This is a genomic window from Methylocaldum szegediense (genome assembly GCF_949769195.1).
GTDB lineage: Bacteria > Pseudomonadota > Gammaproteobacteria > Methylococcales > Methylococcaceae > Methylocaldum > Methylocaldum szegediense.
Window position 1 is genome coordinate 2,059,720 of the sequence record NZ_OX458333.1, and the last position, 14,359, is coordinate 2,074,078.

Below are 14,359 nucleotides of genomic sequence, written 5' to 3' on the forward strand. Positions count from 1 at the left end.
CGCAAGAAATGCGATGACGGTAGAGGGAAGCACCAGAACAGATATGGAGGACATCCCTGTCCTCCACAGGAAAGCCCGTGGGATCATTAGAATGTTATGACCACATCGGTGGAAAAAAGGAACTGGTCGTTCTTCTTACCAACAAAACCCGCCGCCCCACCGGCATTGTCATAAGCATCTGCATTGTCGGCCCAATCGTATCGGACGCTCGGGCGCAGCGTTAGCCAACTCACCGGCTTCCAGTTCAAACCCGCCGTAACCTCAAAATAGTTTGATGCCGGAGGCGCATAAGGACCTCTGATTGGGGAAAGTACCCGGAAACCATCATCGTCGCGGAACCATTCCCCTCGAATCCCGACAGCGAGTTCGTCGTTGATGTCGTAGGTGAGGTATTGGTTAATGCCATACCATTCAGCGTCCTTCCCGTCCACGATTTTGGAAGCCCAGCCGTGATCATGCTGAAAGGTGTAATGCAAACCTTCTATGATGTCGTGCTTGATCACCAAGCTGTACATACTCCAGTTATTCGAGTCCTGCTCGGAAATCTCGCCGCTAGTGGCACTAAGCGCTACCGAAGTTCCTCTATCGGTACTCGTCCAGGTTACGCCGCCGAGAAACGCCCAATTTCCGAGCCCTTTATCGAAGGCGCCGTCCCAACCGGCAGTTTCGCTTCCGGTCACCCCACCTCCCATGATCGTCCAATTCTGATCGATCGGGTAGCTCAGCAAGACACCTGTATGGGTGAAGGGCTCGCCGTATTGCATGGTATACGCGTGCGAGTAGAAGAAATTATCCGGAGCCGTCACCACTTCGTTACCGATAATGGTGTAAAAATGACCGATCTTCGCGGTGATGCCATTGCCGAAAGGCGCGAATATTTCGAAGTACGCCTGCGGAAGCGCAATATCGTAGAAGCGTTCGCTGTTAATCAGACGCTGATCCCAGTGACCAAAAGCCGCCTGCGTAAATTGCGCATCCGTACCGAACATGAAATCGAAACGACCGCCGAAATCCCAGGAATCCCCCTCCGTATTCACAGCGCGCTCCAGAAAAAAGTAGAGCTGATTTAGTTGAAATTCGGAGGCTCGGTCGTCAAAGGTCACCGGCCCGTTAAATCTTCCTGCGGGCTTATTCGCATTGTAGGTGATACCGGCGTCAATCCACCCGCCAAAATGGAGGCCCAAATTTTTCATGAATTCCGTTTCATTAACATCGGCACCCACATAGCCGAGCAGTCCGATTGGTTCACTAGACTCTTGAGCGTTCGCGGAAATTGCATATATCCCCGCGCAAAAACCTAAAGCCAAACGCCCTACTTTGATCTGAGATAGATTGTTCATCTTATTTGTTCTCTTTGTAGATTTTGGAACGATAGCTTTAACGCAAAACCTATACCAGGACAAAATCAACGCGAACTCAACCGCTTAAACAAGTACATCCGAAATCTGCGCAAACCTATGCACACTCTTGGTGCGCTCACTCTGCTAAGTGCACCAGAACAATACTTTGTGGCAATAAGTACAGTTACGAACCAAAGAGGTTAACAGGCGTCAGGTTGGCAACGACGTTTTAAACCGTGGACCACGCCCTTTGAGACGCATCCTACCCGGGGAAAAATGATCGGTCGACGCGCTGGTTTCGACCTGGGCGGGCTCTGCCTCTTAGGAATCCTGACACGTACTGCGGAATGAGCTGCCGCCAATGATAGGAAACGAACTGAAGACTAAAAGACGCGGATAATTAACTAAAAACCCGTAAACGAAAGCGAGATCATTCTTGACCACCACCCTCTGTTTGGCACCTATCCCGAGTGCCGGAGCACCCCGGCAACGGCACTCGGGATAGGAAATGCGCGTCTTAAGCAAAGTCTTTCAGTCGACCCGTCCTGAGCCGAGGCGAAGGGCTCAGGATGAACGGAAACCTATCGATTCTGTTCGTGGTGAGCTTGCCGAAGGGCATAAACGGAGTTCACTGGTTCGGAGCTTCGTTAATGGCGTATGAAGCGACGGAAACCGAAACTGTTCAACCAAGATGCCTCATCGGTAGGTTTGCCGGTTGTTCTTGCGCTGCCAGTCATCGTCGACGTCGTTGCAGTAGTGACGATTTCAGAGGGAGCAGACTGAGCTGCCCCGTTGTAAGCGGACACTCGATAGGAGTACCTCGTGCTCGGGCTGAGGCCGGTGTTCGCAAAACGGGTCGTGTTGTGCCCTAGCAACGCCACCTCGTCCCAGTTCACCCCGTCATCGGAGCGCTCCACTTTGAATCCCTCTTCATTATCCGAATTGTCTTTCCAACGAAGAACGATTTCGTCGTCGGACCGGGCGGCAGTTCTGAGACCGCTTGGTGCGGCTGGAGCGGACGCGGTGACCTTACTGGCTCGCCAGGCGGCAACGACGGAGCGGGCTTTTTCTATCGACCAAGCCGTCGCCGCAGCCTTGGAAGGATTAATGTTCGGATCAATACCTGTGGCTTTGCCGTTGTAATACACGTTGGGATTAGCGAAATTCGAGATGCGGGTAGCCCCGCTGCACGCATAGGACATGATCGTCCGGAAACCACCGCTTTGACATAGCCGATGTCCATAAGAATAGGAATAGATGCCGGGAGAGCTCGAGTTGGCGCGATCATGGGCGTTGCCCTGGTTGTGACCCAGCTCGTGGGCCAGCGTTTGCGCAGCGAGACAGTATGCTTTTGAATCGTCGTGCACGACGGCAAATGCATAAGGCGCGAAGGAACTGCTTAGCCGTGTCATTTGATAGGCAATGCCGCAGTAATTGGCGTCGGCGGAAACCAGTGCCACCTGATCGGCGCCGTACTGGTTGCGCCAAGAGTGCACGATATCCATCTTGCCGTCCGAGGTGCCGCGAAGATCGTTGAGCGTACGAGCCATATCCCCGCTTTCCTTGTAGCTGACCTCGGCCATTCGCACTAGATTGAGCTTCAGATGCACTTTGCTGTTGATATACGCTTGGTTCGCGGCCTCGACGGCTTTCACGATCTTGGCCTGAATGCCGGAGGTACCACCGGCGTTGGCGCGAGCCTTGGGCGTATAGACGACCATAAGGTCCACGATAGTATCCCCCGTCGACGCCGCTGCCATTGGCGGCTCGTTAGCTGATGCTTCCGCGTCTGAAGCGGCCGGTGCGTTAGCCAGATCGGGATCCATTTCGACATCGGGAATCGGATCTTTATGAGGAAGAATTTTTGTCGTGTCCACTTCCCGTATGGTATGGGTATCGTCGCCGTTGGACAGGATCTCGTAGACTTCACCGGTCCCCCGTTTGACCGTACCGGCCATCGTGTTTCCGATCACGGCTAGGATCACTTCACTATCAGGCTCTCCTTGAAGATGCCCGATCCAGGCGGAATGTCCGTGAACGTTGTCGACCACACGATCTTTTTCGGCGACCAAAAGTGTATCGTCGAAAATGTTCAGATTGATAGCATCCGCCTTCAGTCTGTCGAAATTGAGCCGAACCAGACGCTGTCTGCCGTTCTTGGCCTGAGGAGAAGGAAAAATATCGGCTATCCCGTCCCACACATCTTGAAACAGATCCTCCGGCACCTTTCGTTCGGCTAACGCCGTATGGCTCACCCCCGATAAGGCCAAAGATAGATAGAGCGGACTCAGGACAAGATGTTTTCTCATTTTTCTTACTCCTCTCAAAGTGGACCGATGCGAAAAAGTTCAAGGGTGGGCACCGAAAGACGAACGACTCCGCCGGAATTTCACGACTGCGCGTGATCCGGTTTAAATGCGCCGTATACTCGATTGGCAGCCGCGCTGTGACAGCACGCCTTCGGTCGATCCGTTGTTTTCGCTTCGCTACCGGTCGATCGTCTTGCGGTTCTCAGGCTGCGACGCTCGGGTTTTTGAACACTTCGAGGGTCGCTTTCAGTTGCGGAAATGGCTGGAGCACGTAGGCGCCAGCTGAGATCGGTGGTGAATGAGCGCTTCGATCCGTTTTTTCATGACCGCACGGCTTATGTAACGGTTATGGCTGCGTAACCTGACGACTGCCCCCAATTGCGCACGGAGTTGACGCCTCACCCCCTGGCGCCTCGGATCATGTCTCAGCTCCACCTTCCTTGCTTCCTGTCCAACCCATGTTCGCGATGCTTCGATCTAAGGCATGAACTAGGCCATCTTCCAAATCATTTGGAAATGAATGGCTTAGGAGTAATCTTCTATTTCGTATGTCGCTCTTAAGAAACGGGGGAAATCATGCCGCCGCTTTCACACGATCGTTCAAACGCAATTCCGTGGAGGTTTATCGATACGGCCTACAAAACTAGTCGCCCAAGAACGACAAAGTTGTAAGAAAGCAACACTCAGGCCGAAATCATGGGCACTTGCCGGCATCGCCAGAAGCGCCATGAGAACTCAGGCTATAAACAACAGGTCAGGGATCGGGGTAACCTCAAGGTCTTGAGGCCAACGGTAACCACCCCTTATAGTGAAATGGAGAACTTTGTTGCGGAGAACGTTTGTGAGGAAATTCGCTTTTAACGTCCTGATGTGGCTCATGATTGCAATGTTTGCCGGGTGCAATACCGTGTCGGGCTTCGGCAAGGATGTTCAAAAGCTCGGTCGAAAAATGGAAGAAGCCGCCGACCGGCGCAACAGATAATCCGTTCCAACCTTCACCGAACACAAGTCGGCATTACCGCTCGATACTGCTAGACTGCCGTTCGCTGCAGCGATCACAGTATAATTGTCGTTTTTCGCTGCAACCTTCGATGTCTGAGTTTCTCTCCGAATTAAACCGCCGCCGTACCTTCGCCATCATTTCCCATCCGGACGCCGGCAAAACCACGTTGACCGAAAAACTCCTCCTATATGGCGGTGCGATTCAGCTCGCCGGTTCGGTCAAGGGACGCAAGGCTGCCCGGCACGCCACCTCGGACTGGATGGAAATGGAAAAGCAGCGCGGAATCTCGGTCACGACCTCGGTCATGCAGTTCGAGCACAAGGGCAAAATTTTCAATCTGCTCGATACCCCGGGACACGAAGATTTTTCGGAGGATACCTACCGTACGCTGACGGCAGTCGACTCGGCCCTGATGGTGATCGACAGCGCCAAGGGCGTCGAGGAAAGGACGATTAAGCTCATGGAGGTGTGCCGGCTGCGGGATACTCCGATCTTGTCCTTCATCAATAAGCTCGACCGGGAAGGACGCGAGCCGATCGAGTTGCTGGACGAAATCGAGCGCGTCCTGAAGATACAGTGTGCGCCCATGACCTGGCCCATCGGCATGGGCAAACGCTTCAAGGGAGTTTATCAGCTCTACGCCGACGCGGTTCAACTGTTCAGCCCCTCCCACGGCGACCGCATCGTCGAAGGGGAAATCATCCAGGGATTGGAAAACCCGCGATTGGATGATGTGCTGGGCGATCAGGCGGAGGAGCTGCGGGCGGAGATCGAACTGGTACGGGGCGCCAGTCACGAGTTCGACCTCGAGGCCTACTTGGCCGGAAAGCAAACGCCGGTATTCTTCGGATCGGCAATCAACAATTTCGGTGTGCTGGAATTATTGGACGCGTTCGCCGACTTTGCGCCGCCGCCTCGACCACGACAAGCCCGCGAACGTATCGTCCACCCCGATGAAGAAAAATTCACCGGCTTCGTGTTCAAGATTCAGGCGAACATGGATCCGGCGCACCGCGACCGCATCGCTTTCCTCAGGATCTGCTCGGGCAAATACGTGAAAGGCATGCGTATGCATCACGTCCGTATCGGCAAGACGGTCCAGATCGCCAACGCCATCACGTTTCAGGCCGACACCCGAACCACTATCGAAGAGGCATATCCGGGCGACATCATCGGCCTACACAACCACGGCACGATCCAGGTCGGCGACACCTTCACTCAAGGCGAGCCCCTGAAGTACGAGGGCGTACCCTACTTCGCTCCGGAACTGTTCCGCCGAGTGGTGCTGAAAGATCCACTCCGGGCCAAAGCCTTACAGAAAGGCTTGCAGCAATTGACCGAGGAAGGTGCGACCCAGCTTTTCCGGCCGCTCAAGAATAACGATCTCATTCTGGGCGCCGTTGGCGTACTGCAGTTCGACGTAACGGCCTTCCGGCTGAAATCGGAGTACAACGTGGAATGCGCCTACGACAACGTGCCGGTCACCACGGCGCGCTGGGTCAGCTGTGATGATCCGAAGAAGCTCGAGGAATTCAAGCGTAAGGTGTTCGACAATCTGGCCGAAGACGGCAGTGGCTATCTGGTGTACCTAGCCAGCAGCCGGGTCAACCTGCAACTGACCCAGGAACGCTGGCCGGACATCCGCTTCAGCGCGACTCGGGAGTTGTAAACGAATAGCAGGACATCCCGTTCCCGATTGGACGGGTGTCTCTGGTACTTCCAGAGACACCATTTGCGATTGGAAGACGTAAAAAAACGATCGATGCGGCTCATGCCGGACCATCCCTGTCCGGCACCCTACGGGCGGCCTTGCCGTGCAAACCAGCTATCCTGCCGGTTTGTCGTCCCTCACCGCACCCTACAGGCTATCGGTCGTAGGATGTGGTGAGCGAAGCGAACCGCATCATCTGTGGTTAGGACAGACCCTTCGGCTCGGGACAAACCTATCGCATCACGGTCGGAGAAGCGGCTTGCCGAGAGGTCCCTAACGGGCCTATCAAAACTCCGGTGGCGGCAAGCGCCGAACCAGGTCGTCCCACGCCACGGAGACGCCTTCCAATACCCCGACCGCGGTCTCCCCGGAAAGCTCCTGAACGTCCGGTTTGCCGTATTCGCCGTCGAGCAATCGATAAATGGTCACCATCCGGTCGATAGGATGCACCAACCAATATTCCCTCACTCCGGCACGTTCATACACACGGCGCTTCAACACATGGTCATGGCTCGCGGTTGACGAGGACAACACTTCCACCACGAAGTCCGGCGCACCGCGAACGCCACGCCTCCCGGCGAGCAGCCGTACCAGAACGAACGGCCGGTCGTCTGTTTGGACGAGACCTTCATCCAGTTGATTGGCGAGGTCCGAGAACCGCTGCCAGCAGAGCCGGGGCGGGTGGCACGTTACGACAGTGTCTACGTGCGGAACGGGGTAACGAGTGTGTTCTTGACCTTCGAGCCGTTGGCCGGGTGGCGTGACGTTCAGGTCACCGCGGAACGGACCCGTCAGGACTTTGCCCAGGTTGTGCGAACCTTGCTGGACGGGCGCTATCGGGGAGCGGATAAAATCGTATTGGTGATAGATCAACTGAACACCCATTCGATGAAGCTTTTGCGCCGGAGGAGGCTCGACGGCTCGCCGAGCGGCTGGAGATTCACCACACGCCGAAGCACGGGAGCTGGCTGGACAGGGCCGAAATTGAACTCAGCGCTTTGGCCTGCGATCTGCCGGAACGGATCGGCGAACGGGCCGACCTGGTCCGGCGTGTCGCCGCCTGGGCGCAGCGCCGTAACCAAACCCAAGTGAAAGCCAACTGGCAATTCACCACGGCCGACGCGCGGATCAAACTCCGTAAGCTTTATTCCATTCGGCATTCGAGTGAACATGAATCGTAGTCAGTTATAAGAGAGTTCTGACGGGAGTTGGAGGGGGACCCTCAAGTCCGGTACAAAGATTTTGTTTCATCAACCGGAAGACGTAGGAGGTATCCCCCATGGGTAAGCGAAGCTATCGTAGCACGGCGTTTGACGAGATGGACTGGTCGGCGGTTTTGAGCCGGATCGAAGGTGAGCGAGTGGTGTTGGCGGTGGATGTGGCGAAGGAGGCGTTCATGGCGCAACTGCTGACGGAAGAGCGCGAGGTGTTGGCGACGGTGAGGTGGCGCCATCCGCAGCAGACGCGGGCGCTGGTGGAGACGCTGAAGGGATGGCTTGGGCATTGTCGGGTGGAGGTCGTGATGGAGCCGACCGGGACCTACGGAGATGCCTTGCGCGGCCTGCTGGTCGCGCAGGGTTGGCCGGTGTACCGGGTGAGCCCGAAGCGAGTGCATGATGCGGCGGAGCTGTATGATGGGGTGCCGAGCTTGCACGATGCGAAGGCGGCAAATGTGATCGGGCGGCTGCATCTGGAGGGGGTCAGCGAGGTGTGGGAGGAGGTTTCGGAAGAGCGCCGGGAGATGAAGGCGTTACAGGGGCTGTTGCGGCTGTACCGAGGACGATACCGGCGGGGTTTGAACCGGCTGGAAGCGCAGTTGGCGCGGCATTGGCCGGAGGTGTTGGGGATGTTGGCGCTGGACTCGGTCACGCTGCTGCAGCTGTTGGCCACGTATGGGGAGCCTGGGCGGATTGCGGCCGATCCGGAGGGGGCGACGCTCTTGATGGGGCGAGTGGGCGGTCGAGGTCTGTGCGCGGACAAACGTGAGGCGGTGCTGGCGAGTGCGGTGCAGAGTGTGGGGGTGCCCTGTCTTGAGGCGGAACGGGAACTGATTCAGCGGCTGGCGGCGGATGTGCTGGCGACCCGCGAGGAGTTACGGAAGCTGGAACGGCGCGTGAAGGCTAAGGTTGAGCGGACGCCGGTTCTGCGGCGCATGGCGGCGGTGGTGGGGTCGACGACCAGTGCCGTGCTGCTGGCGACGCAAGGGTCGCCACTGGACTATCCGGAGCCCCGCAGTTACCAGAAGAGCCTCGGGCTCAACTTGAAGGAACGCTCCAGTGGTCAACACAAGGGCCAGCTGAAGATCACCAAGCGGGGGCCGTCGCTGGCGCGGCAGTACCTTTATTTTGCTGCACTTCGGTTGATGGACCGCGACCCGATGGTGCGCCACTGGTGTGAGCGGAAAGCCGGGCGTGACGGCGGGCGTAAGGGCAAGGCGGTAACGGCGGTCATGCGGAAATTGGCCAAGGCCTTGTGGTATGTGGCCCGCGGCGAGCGGTTTGAGACCCGTAAGCTGTTCACGGTCGAGACCTGGCCGATGGCCGCTTGAGGCGGGGGTAGGACCGATGCCCCGATGGGAGGACTGGGAGGAGCGAGCATGACCTAAGTTGTTCTGCGTTGATGGGCAAGGGTTAGGTGTCTTCCTGGGGGTGACCTTCCACCCACCCTGAGACCGGCCAGAGGTTCCAACGTAGTCCCGAGGCACCCCCCAGGATGACCCAGGGTTGCGATATCCCATGAAACTGATTTGATGCCGGTAGCCGGACATCCGATGTGAGAGGTTTGATGGACGCCCTGGCGTGGCATCCGGGAGACCCCGACCGGGCCCCTGTTAACCGATAACCGACAGCACGATGTCATTCTGCGCCTTTCAGGTTTTTGAAGGCGCCCCGGTTTCGTGCTGGCAAAGAGGATGCTCTAAAACCAGAAATTGGGGACTTGACTGGGCTATGAGAGGATGCTCTAAAACCAGAAATTGGGGACTTGACTGGGCTATGAGAGGGTGGGTTAGCCCCTCGACTCCGCTCGGGACAGGCTCCGCGTAACCCACCGACCCTTCGACCTGGCTCAGGACAGGTTCGAGGTCGTGCGGTGGGTTACGGCCTCGCGGCCTAACCCACCCTACAAAAAAATGCCTTATTGAAAGCGATTTGGAATTACCCCACGCTCGACAGGTGACGGAGCACTAGCCAGGCATTCTGTGCCGGTCCGGTGGCATAACGGTCGGACTCGGTTTCACCACCGTTTAGATGGGCCAGTTCAGCGGAAAAGCCAAAAACAAAAGCCTGATGCTTTTTTATGAACTCAAAAGCAGCAAAAATATACAAATAATTAGATCACGCTCTTAGCCAAACTTAGGGGGGCGGTCGGATGAATAATGCCTGCTTTACCGGTTAAATGCACTACAAATCAAAAGCGCCTAACCTATTCACATGAAACCCTCCGAAGCTCTGCAAGCCCATCGTGAAGATATCCGTCGATTGGTCGACCGGAACCGTGTCCGAAACGCGCGCGTATTCGGTTCTGTTCTGTACGGCAAGGATACCGACGGGAGCGATCTCGACATCCTTGTCGATCCTCTTCCCGGAACGACGCTCCTCGATCTCGGCGGACTGCAGATCGAACTTGAAGAGTTACTCGGCGTGACGGTCGACCTGCTCACGCCGGGAGACCTCCCTGCGGAAATTCGGAACAAGGTTCTCCAAGAGGCCACCCCACTATGAGCGATGAGAAGCTCCGGCCTCGCGCGGCTAATTACCTTAGCCATATGCTTGAAGCCATCCGCCTGGCACGCGAATACACCGAAGGAATCGCAAAGGATGCTTTTTTCTCTGATCGTAAGACGCAGCAGGCGGTTATACTGAATCTTCTGATCATCGGCGAGGCAGCGACCAAATTGGTCAACGAATATCCGGATTTTGTTGCCACATACCCCGAAATACCATGGAAACCGATACGAGGTATGCGAAACAGAATGGTCCACGGCTATTTCGAGATCAACTTGGACGTCGTGTGGGACACCATTCGTGAATCCCTGCCAAAGCTTGAGCAACAGTTGCTGAACTTGAGCCAGCAGTTGGAGAAAGCCTCCGGGTAATACTTTCCGGATCAAGGATAAACACGTCGCCATCGCTTTTCAGCCAGTGACGCATAGCCCCCGGAATGAGAATCGGCATGTCGAACTGTCTCCGTTTAACTGACTGATCTGGCGTCTCGCAAAGTTACGGAAGCTCGCCCCCTCGCTCAGGGATCGATATTGCTAGTTTCCAGAACGGTCCCCGTCGCACTGTCAACCGACACGACCGGTCATGCTGCTTCGCCCGCAGCCGTAGCCGCTTGGATGATCCCCAGATTGTAAGAGAGTTCGCCAGCAGCCAGCGGTCACCCTTCACCAGTCCAAAGGCTGGGAGCGAACTCGGCGTCACCCTTCCACACTCTGGCGGCCCAGTTCAGCGGAAAAATCAAAAGTAAAAGCCTGGCGATTTTTCAAAACTCCGGTGGCGGCAAGCGCCGAACCAGGTCGTCCCACGCCACGGAGACGCCTTCCAATACCCCGACCGCGGTCTCCCCGGAAAGCTCCTGAACGTCCGGTTTGCCGTATTCGCCGTCGAGCAATCGATAAATGGTCACCATCCGGTCGATGGGATGCACCAACCAATATTCCCTCACTCCGGCACGTTCATACACACGGCGCTTCAGCACGTGATCATGGCTTGCGGTTAACGGGGACAACACTTCCACCACGAAGTCCGGCGCGCCGCGAACGCCACGCCGATCCAGCTTGGACGCGTCGCACACCACCAGGACATCCGGCTGCACCACGGTATCGATAGAATCGTCCGACTCGTCGGCCTTGGGCAAGCGGACGTCCACCGGGGCGACGAACAGGCGGCAGGGTTTGCCTTCCAGGGCATTGCTCAATTGCCGGTAAATTTCCCCGACCACGTCCTGATGCTCCAGGTTCGGCGCAGACGCCATCAGATAAGCCCGGCCATCGATCAGTTCATAGCGGACATCCTCCGGCCAGGACAGATAGTCGGCATAGGTATGGCGTTCGGAATCGCGAAGCGCAAGTCCCATGGGCGGTCTCCTTCATTGAAAAATTTTGCGATCTCAGACGGATATTACCGTAACTAGGCGTGAACGTGCGGATACCAAGGCCTAAGGACAATCGTCCCATCTCGGTCCCATATCCCAGTTGGCCCGACAGTCATGCGGTCAGCCGGTTTTCCGCCTTCAGGTCGATTGCCGCGAATATTTCATACCGTGACAAAATCCAAAAACAAAATCCTGACACCTTTCGAATACCAAGTACATTTGCGCTGCCATCGGCTTCGGATCTGTGACTTGAGCCTGCTGCGGCGATGGTTGGCTTGGCGCCCCGGTGGCTACCTGCGCGCCAGCGAAGCGCGTATCCCCGCCTCGTCCTGCCCCGCCGTCGGGTCGCGCCCGTAGCTGTCGTACCATGCCGGCATCACGTAGCCGCCGTTGAGTGTTACCGGCATACTTGGCGCATGCGGCAGGATGAGGCGGATATGCGGCAGCGGCTGTATCTGCTCCGCCACCGGCGCGAAGTCGTAGCCATCCGCCCCCAGGCCGTGCAGCCAGATGACGGCCGCTGTAGGGGCGGATGAAGGGGAAATCTCGACGGCAGGCAGCATATGAACCGGTTCTTGTATGTGAAGGTGCGACACTTTCCTCTCAACATTTTCCTCTCAACCGGGCAAACATCCATCGTTATGGATTATGCTTGCAGCACAAATGAGTAACGCCTCTTACACACGGATAACAATTCTGAGCCTTTCGCACAAAACCCTTTGGATCATGCACCAGGCCAGTTCTAATAAATGGCCACGTTAAATCGAATATTGGCATGGCGCCCCGGCGGGTACGCCCGTGACGGCGCACGCATCTTCGGCTGGCTCCTGCTGCGCGCCGCGGCCCAAGCGCTGACCGTGCTGCTTTTGGCCCGCTGGCTCGGGGCGAGCGGTTATGGTGAATTCGTCGCCGCGCTGGCGGTGGCGAGTTTTTTCACCCCGCTCGCCGGTCTCGGCCTGGGCGCGGTGTTGCTGATGCGCGGCGCGCGCGCCCCCGAACATCTGCCGGCGCTCTCCGCCCAGGCCACCCGGCTGTGGGCCATCTCCGCGCTGGGCTTTACCCTGGTTGCCGCGGCCGCCCTCTACTGGGCGCTGCCCACGCCGCCGCCGCTCTGGGCGCTGGCCGCGCTGGCGCTCGCGGAAGTAGCGGCCGCCTCATGGGTGGAGTTGGTGGCGCGGCGGATGCAGGCGCGCCATCAGGCCAACCGCTTCGGCGCCATTCAGGCTGGCCTCCCCTTGGCGCGGCTTGTGGCGCTCGCAATAGGGATGGCGCTGCTGCCCGCAAGCCCGGCCTCGTGGATGCTCGCCTACGCGGCCGCGAGTTTCGCCTCTGCCGCGCTGATCGCCGCCCACGTGCTGCGTGACCCCGCACCGGCGCCCGGCAGCGACCCGAACCTTCCCTGGGCTACCCTCGTGCGCGACGGCGCCCCGTTTACCGTGGGAGCGGTGGCACTGCGTTTGCAGGCCGAATTCAACAAACCCGTACTCGCCCATCTAGACTACGCCCAAGCGGGGGCCCTGGGCGTGGCGCAGCGGGTGGTGGACCTCGGGCTGCTGCCGCTCACTGCGCTGCAAGAAGCCCTGTGGCCGCGCGTTTATGCTGCAGACCGTCCGGCCGCGCGCCTGTGGCGCACGGGGGCCGTGCTGATGGCGCTGGCGCTGCTCGCAGGCCTTGCGCTCGCCGCTGCGGCCCCGCTGCTGCCGTGGCTGCTGGGGGCGGAATTTGCCGACGCGGCGAGCGCACTGGTTTCGCTCGCGGGCCTGCCTGCGCTGCAACTGATGCGCAATCTGGGCAACGCCGCGCTCATCGCCTCGGGCAACAGCCAACACCTCAATGGGGTGTACCTGGTGGCCGCCGCAGCCGGCGTGCTCCTCGCGTTGTGGCTGGTGCCAACCCAAGGGCTGCCCGGGGCGGTGTGGGCGATCTATGGCAGTGAAGGCGCCGCCTTGATGATTCAAGGGGCGATTGGGGCCGGGTCATGGTTTTTCTGCCATCACGACCGGGCAGCGAGAAAAACCTAGAATGGAGCGTTTTCTGTCCGGGGCATGAGGAAAGGGAGCGACGCGGCCATGAACGAAGACATCCGCTGGAAGCAGCGATTTGACAACTACCAGCGCGCTTTACGCAAACTCACGGCTGCGGTGGGGTTGCAACAGCAACGTCCGCTGTCGGAACTCGAGCAGCAAGGGCTGATTCAGACCTTCGAATTCACCCATGAGCTGGCGTGGAATGTCTTGAAGGATTATCTAGAGATGGAGGGCATTCAAAGCCTGGTCGGATCGCGCAGCACCGTGCGCGAGGCCTTCAAATGCGGGCTGATCGATGACGGCGAGGTGTGGATGGACATGATCGACAAGCGCAACCTCACCAGCCACACCTACAACGAGGCGGTGGCCTTGGCTATGGTGGATGCGGTGGTGCAGCGCTACCACTTGGCGTTTATCGATCTGGAACGACGCTTTGCGAGGCTGTTATGAGTGAGATCCAATGGGGGTTGTCGGCAGCCACTTTGGCGACGATACGCGCCATTTTGGCGCACGAGGCCAAGGTGGAAAAGGCCATTTTGTTTGGGTCGCGCGCCAAAGGCACGTACCGGCGAGGCTCCGACATCGATCTGGCCTTGGTCGGCCGTGATCTCGATATCGACGTTTTGGGGCGCCTGGGTCGAGCGTTCGAGGAGTCGTCGATCCCCTATCAGGTGGACCTATGCTGGTTGGCTGCGGTGGACCATCGGGGGCTGCGCGAGCACATCGAGCGGGTGGGGCAAGTGCTGTATGAGCGGGCGACCCATGACGAGGGAGCGCGCGCAGCGAGGGGATCGCATGATGCAAGAGGTACCGATTGCACGTCTATGTAAATCGGGGTCTGTCCCCTATTACTCTGAACCGAATGCGGTGGC

14 protein-coding genes and 1 pseudogene are annotated in these 14,359 nt (G+C 57.9%); 9 read left to right on the forward strand and 6 right to left on the reverse strand.

What is annotated here, in order from left to right; translation table 11 throughout:
* Positions 1–86 precede the first annotated feature (86 nt).
* A complete protein-coding gene (locus tag QEN43_RS08745) occupies positions 87–1,340 on the reverse strand; it encodes a porin (RefSeq protein ID WP_317963965.1) in 1,254 nt (417 codons plus the stop codon).
* Between the two features lie 647 nt (positions 1,341–1,987).
* Positions 1,988–3,649: a M12 family metallo-peptidase gene (locus QEN43_RS08750; protein ID WP_317963966.1), complete on the reverse strand. Its 1,662-nt coding sequence runs from the start codon at positions 3,647–3,649 to the stop codon at positions 1,988–1,990.
* Between the two features lie 886 nt (positions 3,650–4,535).
* On the opposite strand from QEN43_RS08750, the gene QEN43_RS08755 reads away from it, so the two are divergent.
* Both QEN43_RS08755 and QEN43_RS08760 read left to right on the forward strand, forming a co-directional pair.
* Positions 4,536–4,631 (forward strand): entericidin A/B family lipoprotein, encoded by a 96-nt coding sequence (locus QEN43_RS08755; protein ID WP_396662777.1) that lies wholly within the window; start codon positions 4,536–4,538, stop codon positions 4,629–4,631.
* 109 nt (positions 4,632–4,740) lie between these two features.
* Complete coding sequence (locus QEN43_RS08760) at positions 4,741–6,321, forward strand: peptide chain release factor 3 (protein ID WP_026611808.1); 1,581 nt, start codon at positions 4,741–4,743, stop codon at positions 6,319–6,321.
* A gap of 327 nt (positions 6,322–6,648) precedes the next feature.
* Here QEN43_RS08760 and QEN43_RS21750 read toward each other — a convergent pair whose 3' ends face one another.
* Complete coding sequence (locus QEN43_RS21750) at positions 6,649–6,999, reverse strand: Uma2 family endonuclease (protein WP_396662779.1); 351 nt, start codon at positions 6,997–6,999, stop codon at positions 6,649–6,651.
* Between QEN43_RS21750 and QEN43_RS21755 the strand changes: the two are divergent.
* Positions 7,000–7,209: pseudogene (locus tag QEN43_RS21755) on the forward strand (IS630 family transposase); the annotation flags it as partial.
* Between the two features lie 23 nt (positions 7,210–7,232).
* Here QEN43_RS21755 and QEN43_RS08770 read toward each other — a convergent pair.
* Positions 7,233–7,535: a hypothetical protein gene (locus tag QEN43_RS08770; protein WP_162144349.1), complete on the reverse strand. Its 303-nt coding sequence runs from the start codon at positions 7,533–7,535 to the stop codon at positions 7,233–7,235.
* Positions 7,536–7,642: 107 nt separating this feature from the next.
* On the opposite strand from QEN43_RS08770, the gene QEN43_RS08775 reads away from it, so the two are divergent.
* The 3 genes from QEN43_RS08775 to QEN43_RS08785 all read left to right on the forward strand — a co-directional run bounded on the left by QEN43_RS08775 (position 7,643) and on the right by QEN43_RS08785 (position 10,459).
* A complete protein-coding gene (locus tag QEN43_RS08775; protein ID WP_317963201.1) occupies positions 7,643–8,911 on the forward strand; it encodes an IS110 family transposase in 1,269 nt (422 codons plus the stop codon).
* Positions 8,912–9,794: 883 nt separating this feature from the next.
* Positions 9,795–10,085: a nucleotidyltransferase family protein gene (locus QEN43_RS08780; protein ID WP_026611807.1), complete on the forward strand. Its 291-nt coding sequence runs from the start codon at positions 9,795–9,797 to the stop codon at positions 10,083–10,085.
* On the forward strand, positions 10,082–10,459 hold the full coding sequence (locus QEN43_RS08785; protein WP_026611806.1) for a HepT-like ribonuclease domain-containing protein: 378 nt from the start codon (positions 10,082–10,084) through the stop codon (positions 10,457–10,459). Before QEN43_RS08780 ends, QEN43_RS08785 begins: the two co-directional genes overlap by 4 nt.
* A gap of 389 nt (positions 10,460–10,848) precedes the next feature.
* Here the strand turns inward: QEN43_RS08785 and QEN43_RS08790 are convergent, their stop codons facing one another.
* Both QEN43_RS08790 and QEN43_RS08795 read right to left on the reverse strand, forming a co-directional pair.
* Positions 10,849–11,442 carry a Uma2 family endonuclease gene (locus QEN43_RS08790; RefSeq protein WP_317963967.1) on the reverse strand — a complete coding sequence of 198 codons (594 nt, stop codon included), beginning with the start codon at positions 11,440–11,442 and terminating at the stop codon, positions 10,849–10,851.
* 308 nt (positions 11,443–11,750) lie between these two features.
* Positions 11,751–12,056, reverse strand: coding sequence for an alpha/beta hydrolase family protein (locus QEN43_RS08795; protein WP_317963968.1), 306 nt, complete (start codon positions 12,054–12,056; stop codon positions 11,751–11,753).
* A 153-nt stretch (positions 12,057–12,209) separates the two neighbouring features.
* Between QEN43_RS08795 and QEN43_RS08800 the strand changes: the two genes are divergently transcribed.
* Genes QEN43_RS08800 through QEN43_RS08810 form a run of 3 tightly spaced genes read left to right on the forward strand, consistent with a single transcriptional unit; the run spans position 12,210 to position 14,317 of the window.
* The gene (locus QEN43_RS08800; RefSeq protein WP_317963969.1) at positions 12,210–13,481 is read left to right on the forward strand and encodes a lipopolysaccharide biosynthesis protein; all 1,272 of its coding nucleotides are present in this window, start codon (positions 12,210–12,212) and stop codon (positions 13,479–13,481) included.
* A 48-nt stretch (positions 13,482–13,529) separates the two neighbouring features.
* On the forward strand, positions 13,530–13,937 hold the full coding sequence (locus tag QEN43_RS08805; RefSeq protein WP_317963970.1) for a nucleotidyltransferase substrate binding protein: 408 nt from the start codon (positions 13,530–13,532) through the stop codon (positions 13,935–13,937).
* The gene (locus QEN43_RS08810) at positions 13,934–14,317 is read left to right on the forward strand and encodes a nucleotidyltransferase domain-containing protein (RefSeq protein ID WP_317963971.1); all 384 of its coding nucleotides are present in this window, start codon (positions 13,934–13,936) and stop codon (positions 14,315–14,317) included. The genes QEN43_RS08805 and QEN43_RS08810 overlap by 4 nt, the downstream gene beginning before the upstream one ends.
* Positions 14,318–14,359 lie beyond the last annotated feature (42 nt).

Bases quoted from the DNA above. Each gene is read 5' to 3' on its own strand.
- QEN43_RS08770 (WP_162144349.1), bottom strand. From the start codon at position 7,535: ATGTTCACTCGAATGCCGAATGGAATAAAGCTTACGGAGTTTGATCCG.
- QEN43_RS08775 (WP_317963201.1), top strand. From the start codon at position 7,643: ATGGGTAAGCGAAGCTATCGTAGCACGGCGTTTGACGAGATGGACTGG.
- QEN43_RS08790 (WP_317963967.1), bottom strand. From the start codon at position 11,442: ATGGGACTTGCGCTTCGCGATTCCGAACGCCATACCTATGCCGACTAT.
- QEN43_RS08745 (WP_317963965.1), bottom strand. From the start codon at position 1,340: ATGAACAATCTATCTCAGATCAAAGTAGGGCGTTTGGCTTTAGGTTTT.
- QEN43_RS08780 (WP_026611807.1), top strand. From the start codon at position 9,795: ATGAAACCCTCCGAAGCTCTGCAAGCCCATCGTGAAGATATCCGTCGA.
- QEN43_RS08760 (WP_026611808.1), top strand. From the start codon at position 4,741: ATGTCTGAGTTTCTCTCCGAATTAAACCGCCGCCGTACCTTCGCCATC.
- QEN43_RS08755 (WP_396662777.1), top strand. From the start codon at position 4,536: ATGTTTGCCGGGTGCAATACCGTGTCGGGCTTCGGCAAGGATGTTCAA.
- QEN43_RS08750 (WP_317963966.1), bottom strand. From the start codon at position 3,649: ATGAGAAAACATCTTGTCCTGAGTCCGCTCTATCTATCTTTGGCCTTA.
- QEN43_RS08785 (WP_026611806.1), top strand. From the start codon at position 10,082: ATGAGCGATGAGAAGCTCCGGCCTCGCGCGGCTAATTACCTTAGCCAT.
- QEN43_RS08805 (WP_317963970.1), top strand. From the start codon at position 13,530: ATGAACGAAGACATCCGCTGGAAGCAGCGATTTGACAACTACCAGCGC.
- QEN43_RS08810 (WP_317963971.1), top strand. From the start codon at position 13,934: ATGAGTGAGATCCAATGGGGGTTGTCGGCAGCCACTTTGGCGACGATA.
- QEN43_RS08800 (WP_317963969.1), top strand. From the start codon at position 12,210: ATGGCCACGTTAAATCGAATATTGGCATGGCGCCCCGGCGGGTACGCC.